Source organism: Thalassorhabdus alkalitolerans (genome assembly GCF_042656525.1).
Taxonomy (GTDB): domain Bacteria; phylum Bacillota; class Bacilli; order Bacillales; family Marinococcaceae; genus Thalassorhabdus; species Thalassorhabdus alkalitolerans.
In genome coordinates this window covers 200,487-218,435 of record NZ_JBHSOZ010000003.1, presented here as the reverse complement: position 1 = coordinate 218,435, position 17,949 = coordinate 200,487, and the positions used below count along the sequence as shown (strand labels likewise).

The 17,949-nt window shown below is 39.9% G+C and carries 18 protein-coding genes; all 18 read left to right on the top strand.

Going from position 1 to position 17,949, the window contains the following annotated elements:
- The first annotated feature begins 506 nt into the window (after nucleotides 1-506).
- The 18 genes from ACFPU1_RS03705 (at nucleotide 507) to metA (ending at nucleotide 17,821) form a co-directional block, all read left to right on the top strand.
- Entirely contained in the window at nucleotides 507-2,057 is a 1,551-nt protein-coding gene (locus tag ACFPU1_RS03705; protein ID WP_385938772.1) for a multicopper oxidase family protein, read from the top strand.
- A 436-nt stretch (nucleotides 2,058-2,493) separates the two neighbouring features.
- The gene (locus ACFPU1_RS03700; protein WP_385938769.1) at nucleotides 2,494-3,456 is read left to right on the top strand and encodes a D-alanyl-D-alanine carboxypeptidase family protein; all 963 of its coding nucleotides are present in this window, start codon (nucleotides 2,494-2,496) and stop codon (nucleotides 3,454-3,456) included.
- A gap of 157 nt (nucleotides 3,457-3,613) precedes the next feature.
- The gene (locus ACFPU1_RS03695) at nucleotides 3,614-3,913 is read left to right on the top strand and encodes a metal-sensitive transcriptional regulator (RefSeq protein WP_385938766.1); all 300 of its coding nucleotides are present in this window, start codon (nucleotides 3,614-3,616) and stop codon (nucleotides 3,911-3,913) included.
- A gap of 30 nt (nucleotides 3,914-3,943) precedes the next feature.
- Nucleotides 3,944-4,153 (top strand): copper chaperone CopZ, encoded by a 210-nt coding sequence (gene copZ / locus ACFPU1_RS03690; protein ID WP_385938763.1) that lies wholly within the window; start codon nucleotides 3,944-3,946, stop codon nucleotides 4,151-4,153.
- A gap of 399 nt (nucleotides 4,154-4,552) precedes the next feature.
- Complete coding sequence (locus ACFPU1_RS03685; RefSeq protein ID WP_385938760.1) at nucleotides 4,553-7,018, top strand: heavy metal translocating P-type ATPase; 2,466 nt, start codon at nucleotides 4,553-4,555, stop codon at nucleotides 7,016-7,018.
- Nucleotides 7,019-7,445: 427 nt separating this feature from the next.
- A complete protein-coding gene (locus ACFPU1_RS03680) occupies nucleotides 7,446-7,577 on the top strand; it encodes a hypothetical protein (RefSeq protein WP_385938757.1) in 132 nt (43 codons plus the stop codon).
- 15 nt (nucleotides 7,578-7,592) lie between these two features.
- On the top strand, nucleotides 7,593-8,303 hold the full coding sequence (locus tag ACFPU1_RS03675) for a DUF421 domain-containing protein (protein ID WP_054637048.1): 711 nt from the start codon (nucleotides 7,593-7,595) through the stop codon (nucleotides 8,301-8,303).
- Between the two features lie 45 nt (nucleotides 8,304-8,348).
- Nucleotides 8,349-8,474 (top strand): FbpB family small basic protein, encoded by a 126-nt coding sequence (locus ACFPU1_RS03670; RefSeq protein WP_083465515.1) that lies wholly within the window; start codon nucleotides 8,349-8,351, stop codon nucleotides 8,472-8,474.
- 276 nt (nucleotides 8,475-8,750) lie between these two features.
- Nucleotides 8,751-9,266 carry a VanZ family protein gene (locus ACFPU1_RS03665; protein ID WP_385938752.1) on the top strand — a complete coding sequence of 172 codons (516 nt, stop codon included), beginning with the start codon at nucleotides 8,751-8,753 and terminating at the stop codon, nucleotides 9,264-9,266.
- Nucleotides 9,267-9,370: 104 nt separating this feature from the next.
- Nucleotides 9,371-10,306, top strand: a complete 936-nt coding sequence (locus tag ACFPU1_RS03660; protein ID WP_385938749.1) for a DMT family transporter — start codon at nucleotides 9,371-9,373, stop codon at nucleotides 10,304-10,306.
- A 62-nt stretch (nucleotides 10,307-10,368) separates the two neighbouring features.
- Nucleotides 10,369-12,690, top strand: coding sequence for an AAA family ATPase (locus ACFPU1_RS03655; RefSeq protein ID WP_385938746.1), 2,322 nt, complete (start codon nucleotides 10,369-10,371; stop codon nucleotides 12,688-12,690).
- Between the two features lie 14 nt (nucleotides 12,691-12,704).
- Nucleotides 12,705-13,136: an acyl-CoA thioesterase gene (locus tag ACFPU1_RS03650; protein ID WP_385938743.1), complete on the top strand. Its 432-nt coding sequence runs from the start codon at nucleotides 12,705-12,707 to the stop codon at nucleotides 13,134-13,136.
- Between the two features lie 53 nt (nucleotides 13,137-13,189).
- Nucleotides 13,190-13,411, top strand: coding sequence for a small acid-soluble spore protein Tlp (tlp, locus tag ACFPU1_RS03645; protein WP_100399122.1), 222 nt, complete (start codon nucleotides 13,190-13,192; stop codon nucleotides 13,409-13,411).
- A gap of 184 nt (nucleotides 13,412-13,595) precedes the next feature.
- Nucleotides 13,596-13,910: a hypothetical protein gene (locus ACFPU1_RS03640; RefSeq protein WP_385938740.1), complete on the top strand. Its 315-nt coding sequence runs from the start codon at nucleotides 13,596-13,598 to the stop codon at nucleotides 13,908-13,910.
- Between the two features lie 68 nt (nucleotides 13,911-13,978).
- On the top strand, nucleotides 13,979-14,812 hold the full coding sequence (gene nadE / locus ACFPU1_RS03635) for an ammonia-dependent NAD(+) synthetase (protein WP_385938737.1): 834 nt from the start codon (nucleotides 13,979-13,981) through the stop codon (nucleotides 14,810-14,812).
- A 210-nt stretch (nucleotides 14,813-15,022) separates the two neighbouring features.
- On the top strand, nucleotides 15,023-15,517 hold the full coding sequence (locus ACFPU1_RS03630; RefSeq protein ID WP_100399120.1) for a DUF4352 domain-containing protein: 495 nt from the start codon (nucleotides 15,023-15,025) through the stop codon (nucleotides 15,515-15,517).
- Between the two features lie 26 nt (nucleotides 15,518-15,543).
- Complete coding sequence (locus ACFPU1_RS03625) at nucleotides 15,544-16,413, top strand: PHP domain-containing protein (protein ID WP_054637011.1); 870 nt, start codon at nucleotides 15,544-15,546, stop codon at nucleotides 16,411-16,413.
- Nucleotides 16,414-16,906: 493 nt separating this feature from the next.
- Complete coding sequence (gene metA, locus ACFPU1_RS03620; RefSeq protein WP_385938733.1) at nucleotides 16,907-17,821, top strand: homoserine O-acetyltransferase MetA; 915 nt, start codon at nucleotides 16,907-16,909, stop codon at nucleotides 17,819-17,821.
- Nucleotides 17,822-17,949: the final 128 nt, after the last annotated feature.

Here is a 17,949-nt window from a genome sequence, read left to right as displayed (position 1 = left end):
CAGAAGGTGCAATTTATTTACATGATAAAAAGCTTTTATGAAGAATTTATGTATTCCTAATTCATTAGTTATTTTATTCTAGAAAAGAATCTAGTTACTATAAATGTAAAAGCAATAGGATGGAACGATTACGGCCACAACATTATTTAGTGTAGCAAACACTTAGTACAAATACCAAACCGTATACTTATAGTGGTATATAAATTCAAAAGGTGAAAATAAAAAGAGATCCCAGGTCTACTCAGGATCTCTTTTGCTGTTACCTGGGTGTTACCTAGACCTTATAGTGAGATTATTATGAGTATTTCTTATCAGGGGTATTTTATAATAGGATTCTATAATAAATTTAGAAAGTTTCATATCAATCTTCTACAAACTTTTGTTTACCCCCAAGATGTTACTTTTTGTTACAAGTACTACTCTTTGTGCCCTCTGTTTAAATTATTTAACTACATAATCTTTTCACATTTCCATGTCACAATAACAACTCATGGAGGAGGGTGAATATGAAAAATAACAAAAAGTATATTCTTTTTTTCTCTACTGTTTTATTAGTAGCAGCTTGTTCAAACGAGAGTGTAGATGAAGAAATAAACGAGACTGGCGATGTCACTGGAGAGGCGATAGCAATTGAGAATTCAGATAGCGATACTTCGACTAGTGAAAACGAGGAGGGAAAAACCACCGTTCATTTAACAGCGTCTGAGGAAGAGTGGTCTCTAAATGAAGACCTTTCTTTTGACGCCTGGGTTTATAACAACACTTTGCCTGGCGAAGAAATAAGAGTCCAAGAAGGGGAAGAGGTAGAAATAAAACTGAAAAATGATTTACCTGTTCCTACTGCACTCCATCTGCACGGCATTCCGTTGGATCATGAGATGGATGGTGTTCCAGGGATTTCTCAAAATGTTGTGATGCCCGGCGATTCCTTTACCTACGAATTTACCGCGGATGCTCCTGGAACGTATTGGTACCATTCTCATCAAGATGGAGCCACCCAAGTAGAAAAAGGGTTATATGGTCCCCTTGTTATTGAAACAGAGGACGATCAAAAGTATGACATCGACGAGGTATTAGTCTTAGATGATTACTCTTCTATGATGGAAGGCATGGAGGATCGCGGCAATATGGAAGGCATGATGGATCATGAGTCGCACGGTGCGGTAGAAGAGATGACGCATGATGAAATGATGGCACATATGTACGATACCATGCTCATTAATGGTAAAGCATCTCCTGAAATTGAAAGAGTAGAAGTGCAAGAAGGAGATGCAGTGAAGCTGCGTTTTGTAAATGCAGGTTTGTTTACACAAGTTATTCAAATCCCTGATCATAATTTCAAAGTGACTCATTATGATGGACAAAAAGTCAATGAACCTGAGACTCTTTCTAATACCTCGGTAACTTTAGGCGCTGCTGAACGAGTAGATATTGAAATAGAAGCTAACAACCCGGGAGCTTACGGAGTCGAAATATTTGCTGATACAAATAAAGATAACTTACACACAGTTCTACCATTTGTATATGAGGATTATACAGAGGAAGAGCTTGCTACAAGAGAGGCTGAAGCTGAATTTGATATTTTATCCTATGGAAAACTTGCTGAATCTCTCAACCTAGATGAAGTAACCAAAGAATTCGATATGGTCCTAGACTCGGAAGATGGTGGGGAAATTTTTACCATCAATAATAAAAAAATGGATACGGAAACAGCCGAAGGGCATGAAGTGTATGAAGTTGAAGAAGGCGATGTGGTAAAAATGACCATTGCAAACGAGACAGAAGTGGATCATCCGATGCACTTGCACGGTCATTTCTTCCAAGTTATTTCTAGAAATGGTGAAAAGGTTTCCGGTTCTCCTATCATAATGGAAACGTTAAACGTTCGAGAAGGGGAAGAGTATGAAATCATCCTTGAGGCTGATAATCCAGGAAATTGGCTGTTCCATTGCCATGAGTTCCATCATGCAAGTAATGGAATGGCTAGTGAAATTAAGTACGAAGGGTTTGAACCCTCCTTTACTCCAGACCCTAATGCTCCAAATAAACCGGAATAAAAGAGGTGTTAAGTAACCTTCCACTATGCGCGTAGGCAGGTTGATCCTATTTATTTCAGCCTGCCTTTGCAGCCAAGGTAAATTTTATTTGTCATACAGGACGGATGGGTATAGAAAGTGCCGATTATCTTGTCGAACAAGGTTTTCAAGATGTATTTAATTTTGGTGGAGGAATGGAAGAGTGGAATGGTCCCCTTAAGTAAAGATAAGCGGTAAGGATAAAGGAACTGTTGAGTATTCTTCTCAACAGTTTTTTTAGTTAAACACTTTGAATGAAGGACGTTTTCTGACAAAGGTCAAAGAATTTTTACAAGAAAACTAATAAATCATCAATCTTCATCATATCTTCATATTTTATAGGTAAAGTAACATCGTGCTTTCTCTGAACTTAAACGATGTTATATTTTTTACCTACCAAATAAAAGGGAGAGAAGTTATGTTTTTACTAGCTAAAATCTTAGTTACAGCTATCATTGTTTATTTGTTATTTTACCATTCACCGCTTTCTTCCTCTGCCCAAGAGCGCCTGGACCTTTATAGTGAATCTGTTCTTTTAATGGATGGAAAAAATGGGGAAATAATATATAAAAAACAAGGCGAAAAACAGATGTACCCGGCATCCATTACAAAGATTGTTACTGGCATTCTTGCATTAGAAATGGGAAAGCCACAAGAACAAGTAATAATTAGTGAAGAAACGACAACAATAGAAGGCACAAGGGTATATCTTCTAGAGGATGAAGTCGTCTCATTAGAACGATTAGTCCAAGGACTCATGATTAGTTCCGGGAACGACGCGGGTCATGCGATTGCTGAGCACCTGGCTGGAAGTGAAGAAGACTTTTCTGAGAAAATGAATGAATTTATAAGAAAACGTTTAGATCTACAGAACACCAATTTCACGAACCCTCACGGACTATTTAATGAAAATCATTACACTACAGCCTATGACATGGCTGAGATTACGAGGTATGCTTTATCTAATGAGGATTTCCGGGAAATTGTAGCAACAAAAGAAATGGAATGGAATGGTAAGGGATGGGAAACAACCATTTTTAATCACAATCGGATGCTTTGGAACTATGATGGTGCATTTGGGGTTAAAAATGGTTTTGTCCAAAGGTCTGGGTTTACCTTAGTAACCGCAGCCGAAAGAAATAACCGTGAACTTATTGTTGTTGTGTTAAATGCCGGAACTGCCGATCAGAGTTATCAAGATACCATAAGGTTACTAGACTATGGGTTTAAAAATTATGCCCAAGAAGAAATGAAGGAAAAAGAGTTTTTCTTAAACACAAACCCAACCCCGTATTACCCAAATCAATTAATAGAACCTTTGGAAAAATTCAGGATCTTGAAGCTGGAAGTTATAGAAACCAGAGAAGAAAGAATGAAATAAAAGTCCGAATTATTCTTCTGGACTTTTATTTCATTCTTGAGATACATAACGGGGGTATAGTAAGATCTATATAGTGGTATGTTATTCGGTCATATAACTGATCACATATTGTATAACTAGTTTTGAAAGAATGTTTATCAAGAAGGGCGTGAAATAGATGGAAGACCTCTCTAACCCATCTCCTAAAAGGGTAGTCCAGCCAAATAAACAACAATTATTGAATCGACTGAAACGAATTGAGGGTCAAGTTCGTGGAGTTCATAAGATGGTTGAAGAAGATCGTTACTGTGTTGATATATTAAACCAAATTGCAGCTATAAATTCTGCTGTAAATAAAGTATCACTAGCTCTTTTAGAAGACCATACTACCCATTGTGTCTCTAAAGCGGTAAAAGAAAATAGCGGTGATGAGGCAATAAGCGAGTTAATGGATGTTTTTCAACGATTAGTTAAGTAGTGAATACGACTGGAAAAGGAGGTGGATGTAATGCTAACGGAAACGTTTCATGTTAAAGGAATGACTTGCGGTCATTGTGTATCCTCTGTGGAAAACAGCGTTGGAGATCTAGATGGTGTGGAAGAAGTGAAAGTTGAACTCGAGAAAGGTGTAGTGGAAGTTTCTTTTGATGCTACCCAAATAAAACGGAAACAAATTAAAGAAATGATTGAGGATCTAGGTTACAGTGTAGATTCTTAAATCTCACCTCTGTGGCCTTCTCTTTACTAAAGAGAAGGTTTTTTACTTCTATAATACCAGCGCAAATATAATATTAATGTGCCCTTTACATACCATACGGGGGTATTGTATTATTAAAATAATTACGATTGCCTTCTTTATTTTCCTTCCTTTAGTGAGAATAGTCACTATGGCTCTTAAACATTTTAGATAAAATGAAAAAAACGCTAAAGGACGTGGTTGTAAATGATGAATGAATTTGGTTGGAGCATGATGGGTTGGGGAATGATATTTTTCGTTTTCCTTTGTTTATTTTTCATTGGGCTTGTTATTTATTTTGCCGTGAAATTAGCGACAAAAAAACGTTAAAAGTATCTCAATAAATTGAATTTCCTTATACGTAGAAAAGGAGAGGAAGATATGACTGTCAGGACGTTTTCAATTCAGGGAATGAGTTGTGCTTCTTGTGTGAATCGAATAGAAAAAGAGATATCCAAACTCAAAGGAGTACATTCAGTAAGTGTGAACTTGGCGTTAAACCAAGCACAAGTGAAAGGGGACGAAAAGGAAGTATCCGCCCCTCAGATTGTTGAAGCCATTGATAAAGCTGGGTATAGTGCAAGACAAATACAAGAGGAGCAAACTCGCCGGAAACTTACCTTTTCAATCGAAGGGATGAGCTGTGCTTCTTGTGTCAACAGAATCGAAAAAGCTGTTTTAAAAGTGGAAGGTATACACGAAGTAAATGTAAACTTAGCTTCAAATCAAGCTCAAGTTACCGGCGAAAAAGAAGTGCTTTCTGTTGAAAGTGTAATAGAGGCAATTGATAAGACTGGATATAAAGCTACTTTAATCGAAGAAAAAGCAAATAGAGAGTTTAGAGATGAAAATGAAGAAGAAACAAAGAAATTGTTTAAAGACTTTACAATTGCAGCTATCCTTACCTCAATTGTTTTAATCGGAAGCATTCCACATATGATGCACGAATGGGGTAATTGGGTACCTACTGCTATTGCAAGTCCGTTCTTTTTATTGTTATTAACCACCTATATCCAGCTAGTACCTGGGTGGAGATTCTATAAGAACAGTTATAAAGTGCTGAAAAATAAATCAGCTGACATGAATGTACTTGTGGCTATGGGAACAACGGCCGCTTGGGTTTATAGCGGGGCTATGACCTTGTTTCCAAGTCAGCTTACGGAAATGGGATTTCCTTACCAACTCTACTATGATGTAACGACTGTTATTACTACACTTATTCTGTTAGGTCGTTACTTTGAAGTAAAAGCAAAAGGGCAAACATCTACAGCGATAAAAAAATTAATGAGTTTGCAAGCAAAGACAGCAAGAATAGTTCGAGACGGGGAAGAACTTGAGCTACCAGTAGAAGAGGTACAAATTAATGATCATGTTCTTGTACGACCGGGTGAGCGTATTCCAGTAGATGGAACGATACTTCAAGGAAGGTCTGCAGTGGATGAGTCGATGTTAACCGGTGAATCACTGCCAATAGAGAAAACTGAGGGAGATAAAGTGATTGGGGCTACTATTAACAAATCCGGAAGCTTTACCTTCCGTGCAACAAAAGTGGGGCAAGAAACTGCCTTAGCCCAAATTGTGAGAATGGTCAGTGAGGCCCAAGGGTCCAAAGCACCTATCCAACGGGTAGTGGATGTCATTTCAGCTTATTTTGTTCCAGCGGTTGTCATTTTTGCTGTTCTTTCATTTATTACTTGGTATTTTATCGGTCCAGAACCATCCCTTATTTTCGCCCTGACAACATTTATTGCGATACTCATTATTGCATGCCCTTGTGCTCTTGGTTTGGCTACACCCACAGCGATTATGGTGGGTACGGAAAAGGGGGCAGAAAATGGAATATTAATTAAAGATGCCACTAGCCTGGAACGTGCTCATAAAGTAGAAACTGTGATCTTAGATAAAACAGGTACCATTACAGAAGGTAAGCCTAAACTAACTGATGTGCTTCCTACTCCTAACGGTTTTTCTGAAAATGAATTATTGCAAATCGCTGCTTCTGTGGAGACTAGTTCCGAACATCCATTAGGGGAGGCAATCGTTGAAGGAGCGCAGACAAGGGGTATAGAGATTCAAAAACCTGAATCCTTTGAAGCCATTGTAGGCCAAGGTTTAAGAGCAGAGGTGGAAGGAAAAGACGTATTGATTGGCAACGTAAAATTAATGAGGCAGTATAACATTGAGTTAAAGGCATTTGAGGAAAAAGCCACACAGTTGGCTGACAAAGGGAAAACCCCTATGTATGTGGCAGTGAACGGAGAGTTTGCAGGGGTGATTGCTGTTGCAGATACCCTCAAGAAAGATACTATCCCTGGGATAAAACGACTTAAGTCCATGGGAATTGATGTGATTATGTTAACAGGAGATCATGAGCGTACGGCAAAAGCCATCGCCAAGGAAGCTGGAATTGATCACTTTATTGCTGAAGTATTGCCAGAGCACAAAGCAGAGGAAGTTAAAAAGTTGCAAGACCAAGGAAAGTTGGTTGCTATGGTTGGTGATGGGATTAATGATGCCCCAGCTTTGGCACAAGCGGATATTGGTATTGCTATCGGTACTGGCACAGACGTGGCTATGGAAACCGCCAACATCACACTGATGCGTGGAGATATAACAAGTATCGCAACGGCCTTGCGTTTATCCAAGTCAACAATGAAAATGATTTGGCAAAACCTTACCTGGGCATTTGGCTATAACGTAGTGTTAATTCCAGTAGCGGCAGGTCTTTTATATCCCTTCTTTGGAATTTTGTTAAATCCAATGCTGGCAGGAGCGGCTATGGCATTTAGTTCAGTGTCAGTGGTCCTAAATACTTTACGATTAAGAAAGTTCAAAACAGCGGTGTGAAAACAGCTATCTCCTTTTTATCGCTCGTATTGTGAGATGTTGGATTAAGTACTGCGTAAGGAGCTGTTTAGATTCAAACAGGCCAAACTTCAAAGGCTGAAGGGCAACAAATTTCCTAATTAACGACGAGGACCTAAAAAATAAAAATGGAATGAAATTTAATGATAGTAAAATAACCTCACGAGTTTGTAAAGTGGGGTTATTTGTGTGCAAATTCTTTTCGTGTCCTACGTAAAGCATCCAAACAGCAATCAGAGGTCTTTTTATGTAATGGCTCTTAATACTTCTCAGTCATCAGAAAGTTCCTCCTCAAAGAAGTATGAATCATCCCTTGTTTAACTTAAATTTCACGTACCGTATTATAAAATTTCATAACGTAAAGAAAAATCGTACACAATAAAACCAGAAAAAGAAAGGTGGAGGATGTATGAAAGAGAAGAAACAGACAAAAAAGAAAGAAGAGCAGTATGTTTCTCCCGGCCAGGAAGCTGAAGAACGAAAGCATATGTCATACGCTGAAATTGAACAAGATAAAATGGACAGTTCCAAAAAATGGTAAGAAATTGAGGTGAGAATCCTGGAATTCTGGACAGGTTCAGAAGCACTTCCAATCACAGGATTTGTAATTAGGGCTATTATCGTCTACATTTATATCTTTCTCATGGTAAAGATACTAGGTCAGCGATCAATGGGCTCTATTGATCCTTTAGATTTTATTTTTGGTGTCGTGATCGGTGATATTGTCGGGGAGCCTTTATCAAGCGGTGATCTTCCATTGGGTGGTCCGTTAGCATCAGCAGGATTAATAGCAGCCTTTCACTTTACCCTTACCTATACCGCATTAAAAACACCCCGCTTCAGAAGAGTAATTGAAGACGAGCCTCTCATTGTCATAGAAAAAGGAAAAATTCTGCATGACCAATTAAAAAAGGCAAAAGTCACAATAGAATCACTATTAATGGACTTGCGGCTGAGGGATGCATCAGATTTAAATGAAGTGGATTATGCCATTCTTGAGGCAAACGGCCAAATAAGTGTAATTAAAAAGAGTGCCAATCAGGCTCTTACCCCAACAGACATGAACATGGACCCTAAAGATAAAGGTTATCCTAAGGTCATTATTGAGGACGGGAAAATTATTCATGCCAATCTTAAGGAATTAGGATCCATAGATTGGCTGAAAGAAGAACTGTTAAAACGCGGGCATAGAAATCCTCATGAAATCTTTTTACTGACCATCGATGAAACATCGGGCTGGTATATCAGCCCTAAACAACAGGTATAAGATGAATCTTTTTTTTCCATAATGGAGAAAAAGGAGTGAAGAATATTGAGAAAAATTAAGCGTTTAACCTTTGAAGAATTAGTGAAGGTAAATAAAGTGGAAATCATGAAGGACAAAAAGATGCTTGAAGAACTTGAGGAAAGATGGGAAAATCGCAGAGCAGTCAGATAATAGTATCATCGTACCAGCAGGAGCCTGTTGCTCTTTCTGGTTTTTTTTGTAGAGAATGGTTTATGTATTTGCTTAGTCTTTCGTATTACATAACGCGACGAATTAACCGAATTAAATGATTTTCTTAGTCTCTTAATGCTTAAGAAACAGAGGAAAGGATTATGGTATTGTCTTGCAGGGTAAAGGTGTGTCGAACAGGCACTATAAAAATACATTGTCAATGATTATAGATCATTTCATAATAAACATGCACCTATTAATTGAATAACAGGGGGAGTGATACATATTCTCCAGACGGAAATAAACGATAAAAAAATAAGGTCTGTCATAACCCCGTTGCTTTGGGCTGTATTTATTATTTATATGGCAGTTCTTTTCTATGTCACATTGTTAGCATGGAATTACGGAGCTTCCTTTGGGCCACAGGGTCCAGGCGGGAGAAATTACAATCTCGTTCCCTTTCGCAGCATTTATAGAATTGCTGTGTTCAGCCCGGGGCTAGCAGACCCCCTCCGCATATTAGCAGGGAACATTGTGCTTTTTATTCCTTTTGGTTTCATTTTGGGTTTGTTAAGCAGAAAAAAAAGCAGAGCAATCTTGACCATTCCTGTTGCCGCTATGCTTGTTTCTACTTTTATTGAAGTGAACCAGTTTATCTTTACGCACAGAGTGGCCAATGTTGACGATGTCATATTAAATACCCTCGGCGCATTAATAGGAGTCATTGCTGCCATTTTCATTGGCTTTCTACTCAGGCGAGTGATATGGATTTCCGTGAAAAACCGTCAGTAAAAGGCGGTTTTTTTGATGGAACGGGCCCGGCTCTTTCGAAAGCCGAAAAAATGATACAATAAAAAGTGGAATACATAGCACTTTAGAGAGAAGAGGATAGAACAATGAAAGAACGTCCAAAGTGGCTGGTTTATGTCATGCTTGTTTTTGCAACGTCAATGTGGGGGAGCGGCTTTATTGCCGGGAAAATAGCTGTGGAAGATTTTGGACCTTTTACTGTTGCGTTTCTCCGTTTTTTCTTTGCCGCGGTCTTGTTGTTTCCTCTCATGTGGAAAATGGAACCAAAGCGTCCTGTGGTTACTCGAAGAGACTGGCTGTTCTTTGCTCTTCTTGGGTTAACAGGAATTTTCATCTACAATGTCTGCTTTTTTCTTGCAAGCATGTATGCTCCTGTGGTAAAAAGTTCATTGTTTATTGCCACCAACCCTGTTTTGATTTTACTATTGTCGATTCTTTTCTTGAAAGAGCGAGTTACTCGGTTTCAAATCGCAGGAATGATTTTGGCACTAAGCGGTGCAGCAACGATTATAAGTGAAGGAAACATGGGAGCCATTATAACTGGCGGCTTAGAAGCGATTGATATTATTTTGCTTTTAGCAGTGGTAACATGGGCATTGTACAGCGTGCTTGGAAAAGTGGTATTAAAGAAGTTCAGCCCTGTAGTTTCGACTACTTATGCTGTCATGTTCGGAACAATCTTTCTTTTGCCTTTCTCCTTATATGAAGCTTCTCCTCTCAGCTGGTTGGAAGCCTCACCTTCTTCCTGGCTGGCCATCTTACATATGAGTGTTTTTGTGACAGTGATCAGTTTTGTTATGTACTATGACGGGATACAACAAATCGGAGCTTCGAAGGCAGCATTATTTATAAATGTGATGCCTGTTTCAGCAGTAGTGATGGCGGTAATATTTTTAAATGAATCCTTTGGCATGATACATTTAGCAGGAGCACTTCTTGTTTTTTCTGGAGTAACTTTAGGGACAAAAGTGATAGGGCCTCAGGTAAAGCCCGTTCCTTTCTTTCGGAAAAAGGCAGGATAAGGCTCAGACGATACCTTGCAGGCTGACAATAGAACGTGATTCATGTAAAGATAGGTGATTGTATGACTCAGCAAGAAAAAACTGAAATCATAGATGAAATAAAGGCGTGGGAAAAAGATCTAAGTCTTTTTTCCATGGAGAAAGCCAGGAATTATATTGATAAATTGTCGGGTGACGAGAATGATGTGGAACCATTTATAGGCGTCTTATACGCTTTCATGTCATACACCCGTTTTAAGCAAGTAAAAAAAATAGATCCTCTTATTCGTGATTGGATGGATAAAGGTGAGAAGCGCAATGAGAACTATCCTTTATTTCTTATAATCAAAGGACAGGATATTCTTTGGAGAGCAGAGCAGACCCTCTTTCCTAACAACCTTCCTTCGATAAGAGAGACAGACCAGAGTTCTGCAAGAAAAAAAACAGCTGAACAGCTATACACCGCTTCCTCTTCCCAAATAGAGGAAATGAAGGCTCAGAGCGAGGCTCTCAAAAGAGCAAAGGTGATGTTTGAGAAAGCGGACAAGGAGCAAGAGGCAGATTTTGCAGAAGAAGCGTATCAAATACTGATCAAGGGGTTAGAGCGTCTCCGTTTGTTACAGGAATCATCACGGCTCTATCAGGAGACGGCGACCGGCACCTTTTATTCCCCTGAACATGTGAAAGAGATGAAAGATGCGTTGCAGGAGATTAATCATATTTCCAGGGAATGGCATTCTCATTTTGAAGGGTTCAAAGACAGAAAAGAAGATGACAGTCCCCTGCAGGAGTTAGATCAGTTAATTGGCCTGCAGGAGGTAAAGGACCGGGTTCATCAGTTGTATTATTATCTGCAATACCAGAAAAGAAGAAAAGAAGAAGGTTTTGTCCTTCAGGATGAATTAAGCTTAAACATGATCTTAACCGGGAATCCTGGCACTGGAAAAACCATGCTTGCCCGCTTGCTCGCTAAAATTTATCATGATGTTGGACTGTTGCCCAGGGAAGAGGTTTTAGAAGCGGACCGCTCACATTTAGTTGGCTCTTATGTAGGCCAGACTGAAGAAAAGACTCTTAATTTAATCAAAGAAGCAGTAGGAGGAGTTCTTTTTATAGATGAAGCCTACAGCTTGAAAAGAGAAGGCATGACTGGCAACGATTATGGACAAACCGCCATTGACACGGTGGTGTCCGCCATTACAAGCAGTGAGTATGCAGGGACGTTTTCTCTTATTCTGGCTGGATATCCTGAAGAAATGAGACAGTTTTTACGTGCCAACCCGGGGCTTCGCAGCCGTTTTCCGGAAAGTAATCACATTCATATTTCTGACTATTCTCTCAAGGAATTGCTTGATATAGGCGATAAGGTTGCATTAGCAAATGATTATACGTTATCTGCTGATGGGAAAAGAACGCTGGAAGAGCGGATTGCAGCTGAGCAGGTAGATGAGTCGTTTGGAAATGCTCGTACTGTCAAGAACATCATTCTTGATGCTATTTTTCAAAAAGGAGCAAAGGCAGGAAAAAAAGAGTCACCTTCCCTGGATGACTATGCCGTGTTAACAAGTGAGGATTTGAAAGATAAGAAAAAAGAACAAGAAAAAGAACGGCAAGCAGGTATAGAAGAGCTAAACGAACTTGTCGGCCTGGATAAAGTAAAAAAAGAAATGAAAAAGCTGGCTTCCTTTGTGCAGGTGCAGCAAGAAAGAAGACAGGCAGGCCTTCCTTCTGCTCCTCTTTCTCTTCACACGATTTTTAATGGAAGACCAGGTACGGGAAAAACAAGTACAGCTGCCATTTACGCAAAAATCTTAAAGGAACTGGGCTTTTTAAAAAGAGGGCATCTCGTTGTCTGCGGACGGAGTGACCTTGTAGCAGGATATGTGGGCCAGACGGCCTTAAAAACAAAACAGAAAATCCGTGAATCCCTGGGAGGAGTACTCTTTATAGATGAGGCCTATTCATTACTGCCTAAAGGAGCAGGGGATTTTAGCAGAGAGGCAATTGACACGCTTGTTGAAGAAATGACAAAGCATGAAGAAAACCTGGTCGTTATTTTATCCGGTTACCCAGAACCAATGGAGAATCTTCTTGAAAGTAATCCAGGACTGCGATCTCGTTTTAAAAAGTCTTTTACGTTTCCCGATTATTCAGGCGAAGAGCTGGCTGAAATTACAAAGAAAAAAGCTAGTGAGTACGGATACCGCTTTACCCCGGAAGCGTGGGAAGCTTTACTCGAACATCTGGCAGAAAGAACGGTCCCTGGGAATGGACGGCTGGCACAAGATCTTGCAGAAGAAATGTTTCAGCAGCAAGCGGTCAGGTTGTTGAACCGTAATGAGAGTGGGGACTATGCACTACTGGAAAAAGAGGATGTGACAGAGGCTTTGCACATTAAGTTATAAAAGGAGCTGGAAAAATGAAAGCAGCAGCAAACATTGAAGTCAGATATGCAGAAACCGATCAAATGGGTATCGTCCACCACTCTAATTATCTCGTATGGTGTGAGCTTGCACGCACAAAATTGATCAATGAACTTGGCTTTAATTACAAAGAGCTTGAAGAGCAAGGCATACTGTCCCCAGTGACAAATGTGAACCTTGATTATAAGGCTCCGTCAACTTATGGGGATGTCATCACCGCTGAAACATGGATAGAAGCTTATGATGGTCTGCGGGTGACATACGGTTACAACATAATCAACCAAAAAGGTATTCTCTGTGTTAAGGGAACCACCACTCACGTGTGTATTCGCAAAAACACATTCCGGCCCATCTCTATAAAGAAGCATCTTCCTGACTGGCACGAGAAGTATGAAATGATTAAGAAACAAGTGAAAGAAAATGTATAACAACCTTCTTCTCATTCCACACTAATGTGGACAAATGAGAAGGAGGAAATAAAATGGCTAAACCTGATGACCGTTCAGATAACGTTGAAAAACTGGAAAAAATGAAGGATAACACCCTTAAGAATATGGAAGCCGCTGAGGAAACGATGAATAACCTTGATTTGAAGGAATCAGACAAAAAAGCAATTGAAGCAAAGAATGCAAGAAGACAGGAAAGCCTGGGAAATATATATGAAGAAATTGCAGACGAAGAAAGAGATGCGAAACGACGGTAGCAGGAAGGGGCAGCTCCTTAAAAGAGCTGCTTTTTTTAATGTAAAAAGAAACATGTGATATACTTCACCGGCATCCGTGCATACATTTATGAATCCAAAGAAACATTTTCTTCCGTTATAACAGACAAAAATGCCTTCGTGTGATATAAAAAAGAGACAGGGAAATTGGAAAAGGAGCTAAATTATGGCGTTTGGAATCAGGCGAGAAGAACTCAAAGAATGGAAACGAAAAGCTTCAAATGGAGAAATCGCATTTATCACTCATTTTTGGTATGACCCTAGGTTTCCGGATTGTGATACAGTCACAAAAGTAGGCTGTTCAAATGTGAAAGCACTGATCAGCTGGGGAAAGCAATACGGCCTGAAAGAAGAGTGGATTCATCTTCGAAAGCCATACCCCCATTTTGACCTGTTAGGGGAAAAGCAAGCCGAAATTTTACAGAAAGAAGGAAAACAGTCCCAATTATTAAAGCTGAAAAAAAGAAACCATGTCCCTTAATGCTATGGTTTAGTATACTGGGATGTAGGATAAATAATAAGCAAATGATGGTCATTGGAGTGATTAAATTGTCTATTTCACAGAAGCAGATTGTAGAAGCTTTGGAAGTGAAGCCGGATATTGATCCTGTTGAAGAAATTAATAAGAGAAAAGAGTTTTTAAAATCATATGCAAAAAAAGCCCACGTATCTGGATATGTATTGGGGATATCGGGGGGGCAGGATTCTACATTAGCCGGTAAAATAGCGCAAATGGCTATTGAGGAATTAAATGAAGAAGAGGACAAAGAATATTCTTTTATTGCCGTTCGTCTGCCATATGGCGAACAGTTCGATGAAGATGATGCTCAACAGGCGCTAAAGTACATCAGCCCTTCAAAGACAATTACAATAAACATTCAACAAGCAGTGGATGCGGCAGAAGAGGCTTTTGAACAAGCAGTGGGCCATAAAATGAGTGATTTTAACAAAGGGAACACAAAGGCAAGGGAAAGAATGAAAGCCCAATACGATTTGGCAGCGGAGTTTGGCTGCCTAGTGATCGGGACAGACCATGCAGCGGAAGCTGTTACTGGATTTTACACTAAGTATGGTGACGGGGCCTGTGACGTCGCACCGTTATTTGGTCTGAACAAAAGGCAGGGAAAAGAGCTTTTACGTAAACTTGATGCTCCGGCACACTTATACGAGAAGGTGCCTACTGCTGATCTAGAAAGCGATAAACCAGGTATTTCAGATGAAGAAGCTCTGGGAGTCACCTATGACGATATTGATAATTTCCTGGAAGGCAAAACGGTAAGTGAAGCCGTGAAAGTAAACCTCATTACCAGGTATACTCAAACAGAGCATAAAAGACAGCTGCCGGTTACCATTCAAGATGATTGGTGGAACGAAGGGAAATAAGCGTCATATTTGTTTTATTAGAACAAGGTGGCCATAACGGTCGCCTCCTTTGATGTGGGGTGGAAAACAGAGAACAAGCGCCTATGTGATATAAAATGATGCTAAGCTTTGTTCTATGGAAAAGCAAAGTCTCATATCTTTTCTGTTGAGAAGGGCACCAGGTTTGAACATGTTGGAACAGATTAGGTAGAATGGAGAGAGTGATTTAGCATGACGGTGAAATATGGGGTATTACTTGGACTTGTTTTATTGCTCGGTTTTTTCTCAGGTGTCTTATTTCAGTCACAGACTACAAGCGGGTTAACGGATAACCCCTATGCACAGATTGTGGAGGGGTCTGAACACCTGTTGGAAAAAGGTGAAACGGCAAGAATAGGCGGAATGGATGTGACCGTCCACGAAGCATATGAGACCGAAGAGGAAGGGGAAACCTTTTTGGTTGTTGATGTCTCTTTCTTTAATGCCACTGAAGAAGTAAAAGAAATATCTTTATTCAACACATTGGTCGTAAACGACGAAGGATATACTTATGAGTACCATGACAACTATGACGATAAAAGGCTCATTGGAGGTCAACTCCGGCCTGAAGGGCAAAGAAGAGGGACGTTGGCATTTAAAGTAGAACCATCTTCATATTATGAGTTTACCTATACAGACCATATGAGAAAAGGGCAAGTAGCTTGGGCAGTGAAAACTGCTTCGTAAACAAAGCGGAGGTGGACCAGCAATTGATGCAGGCAGACTTACATATGCACTCTACGGCTTCAGATGGGGGCTATTCACCCGCTAAGCTGATGGAAAAGTGCAAAGAGGCAGGATTACACATCGTAGCATTGACAGACCATGATACAACAAATGGGGTAAAAGAAGCGCAGGCGGCAGGGAAACAGCTGAATCTGACTGTGATTCCAGGCATTGAGCTTTCCACGAAGTGGAAAGGGAAAAGCGTTCACATGCTAGGCTACGGGGTGAATATTGAAGATGCAGCATTTCAAGAAGTGCTGGAAGGACAACGACAAATGAGAAACAAGCGTATGGAAGTTATGCTTGAACGTTTACAGGGTGCTGGAGTTACATTGCAGGAAGAAGATGTACTCCGTTATGTGGACGGGGGCAGTGTTGGCCGCCCGCACGTAGCAAAAGCACTGATTGATAGAGGGTACGTTAAAGAAGTATCAGAGGCATTTGATAAATATTTAGGAGAAGGAAAGCCGGCTTACGTATCGAAGGCAAAAGAATTCACTCCTGAAGAAGCCATATCACTTATTCATAAAGCCGGAGGGCTTGCAGTCGTTGCTCATCCTGGGTATTACGGTCTTGATGAAGACATTGAAAAATGGGTGCATCAGAGCGGGCTTGACGGGGTGGAAATTGAACACAGAGATCACGATCCTGAAGAAAGAAAACACTACGAAAAACTGACTTCCAAACTGGAGAAAGAAACAAACAAGACTCTGCTTCGGACAGGAGGATCAGATTTTCACCACGAAGAATACGGAAGGAAAAAAGAACCTCTTGGTGTAACCACCATCTCTGGCGAAAAAGCTGAAATATTACTACGTGCTATAGAAAAAAGGCATTCCTCTCAAACATCCGGTTGATCCCGGATGTTTCTTTTATAAAAGCTTTTGTGAAAGAACCACTTATTCTGGAGGGAGTCAAGTTGGCTGCTTTTTAATTTACGTAAACTAAAAGAACCCCCAGGGACTGGCCCCATATAACCCCTTTGGGAACAGGGGACCAGGGTGGGAAGCAGGTGTTGCAGCTCTTCTCCAAAAGAAGAATAGAGAAGACAATAGATAGATATGTTATAAAATAGTATAATGAATCCTGTAAAAGATTTGCGAAAAATTCGGTTTTATGATAATTTTAACAATTACAGAATAACTTTATGAAAGTATGATAGATCGGTTGGAATGGGTAGATACCAATCAAGCTGATGCTGTAGAGAGTCAGCTTTTCAGTTGAGTGGTGAGCTTTCCGGTTTTATCTATTCATCATATGATATAACTTTTGAAAACGAATCTTTCAGGGAGCACTATAAAATATATACAATAAAGATAGCTGAGTATTGAGAGAAAGTAGGAGAGAATTATGCCTATTAAGGTACCCGATCATTTACCCGCAAAAGATATATTGTCGAAAGAAAATATATTTATTATGAATGAAAGCAGGGCTTATACTCAGGATATTCGCCCACTTAAAATACTGATTTTAAACTTAATGCCAATAAAAGAAACGACAGAAACACAATTGCTCAGGCTGTTGGGGAACACCCCCCTTCAATTGGATGTTTCATTGCTTCACCCTCATACACACAGATCCAAAAATACACCAATTGAGCATCTCGCCTCCTTTTATAAAACCTTTGATGAAGTCCGTGAAAGAAAATTTGACGGAATGATTATAACCGGAGCGCCTATAGAGAAGCTCCCTTTTGAAGATGTTACTTATTGGGAAGAGCTAAAGAGCATCTTAGAGTGGAGCAAATCAAATGTAACTTCCACCCTTCATATTTGCTGGGGGGCGCAGGCAGGCATGTATTATCATTACGGAGTTCCTAAACATGAACTTCCTGTTAAGCAGTTTGGTATTTATGAACATTTTGTTGAAAAGCCGAATGAAAGCTTAATGAGAGGCTTTGATGATGTTTTTTATGTCCCTCATTCCAGATATACGGGTACCAGGCGTGAAGATGTAGACAAGGTACCTGAGCTTCAGGTGCTGTCTGAATCTCCTGAAGCCGGCGTATATATCGTCGCCTCAAAAGATGGCAAACAAATTTTTGTGACAGGCCACAGTGAATATGATACCTGTACACTTCAGGATGAATATGAACGGGATTACAACCGGGGAGTGAAGACAGCGGAGCCAGAGAATTATTACCCGGAAAACAACAGAAAGGCAAGGCCTCAGCTTAGATGGAGAGCTCATTCTAATCTTTTGTTTTCAAATTGGCTAAATTATTACGTCTACCAGCAGACACCATACGACCTTCGTTCCTATTAGGACGGTGACAAAATAGTCTCAGTATCCTCCACAAAGTTAGATTTTTATTACGCAGGCCATTGGCTGGTTTGAGTTTCGTATTGAACGAGACTTAAACCAGCCTATTTACTTTCACTTGCTCTTTAATT

Bases quoted from the DNA above. Each gene is read 5' to 3' on its own strand.
- ACFPU1_RS03655 (WP_385938746.1), top strand. From the start codon at position 10,369: ATGACTCAGCAAGAAAAAACTGAAATCATAGATGAAATAAAGGCGTGG.
- ACFPU1_RS03660 (WP_385938749.1), top strand. From the start codon at position 9,371: ATGAAAGAACGTCCAAAGTGGCTGGTTTATGTCATGCTTGTTTTTGCA.
- ACFPU1_RS03685 (WP_385938760.1), top strand. From the start codon at position 4,553: ATGACTGTCAGGACGTTTTCAATTCAGGGAATGAGTTGTGCTTCTTGT.
- ACFPU1_RS03625 (WP_054637011.1), top strand. From the start codon at position 15,544: ATGCAGGCAGACTTACATATGCACTCTACGGCTTCAGATGGGGGCTAT.
- ACFPU1_RS03680 (WP_385938757.1), top strand. From the start codon at position 7,446: ATGAAAGAGAAGAAACAGACAAAAAAGAAAGAAGAGCAGTATGTTTCT.
- ACFPU1_RS03640 (WP_385938740.1), top strand. From the start codon at position 13,596: ATGGCGTTTGGAATCAGGCGAGAAGAACTCAAAGAATGGAAACGAAAA.
- ACFPU1_RS03650 (WP_385938743.1), top strand. From the start codon at position 12,705: ATGAAAGCAGCAGCAAACATTGAAGTCAGATATGCAGAAACCGATCAA.
- ACFPU1_RS03705 (WP_385938772.1), top strand. From the start codon at position 507: ATGAAAAATAACAAAAAGTATATTCTTTTTTTCTCTACTGTTTTATTA.
- tlp (WP_100399122.1), top strand. From the start codon at position 13,190: ATGGCTAAACCTGATGACCGTTCAGATAACGTTGAAAAACTGGAAAAA.
- ACFPU1_RS03695 (WP_385938766.1), top strand. From the start codon at position 3,614: ATGGAAGACCTCTCTAACCCATCTCCTAAAAGGGTAGTCCAGCCAAAT.
- metA (WP_385938733.1), top strand. From the start codon at position 16,907: ATGCCTATTAAGGTACCCGATCATTTACCCGCAAAAGATATATTGTCG.
- ACFPU1_RS03700 (WP_385938769.1), top strand. From the start codon at position 2,494: ATGTTTTTACTAGCTAAAATCTTAGTTACAGCTATCATTGTTTATTTG.
- copZ (WP_385938763.1), top strand. From the start codon at position 3,944: ATGCTAACGGAAACGTTTCATGTTAAAGGAATGACTTGCGGTCATTGT.
- ACFPU1_RS03630 (WP_100399120.1), top strand. From the start codon at position 15,023: ATGACGGTGAAATATGGGGTATTACTTGGACTTGTTTTATTGCTCGGT.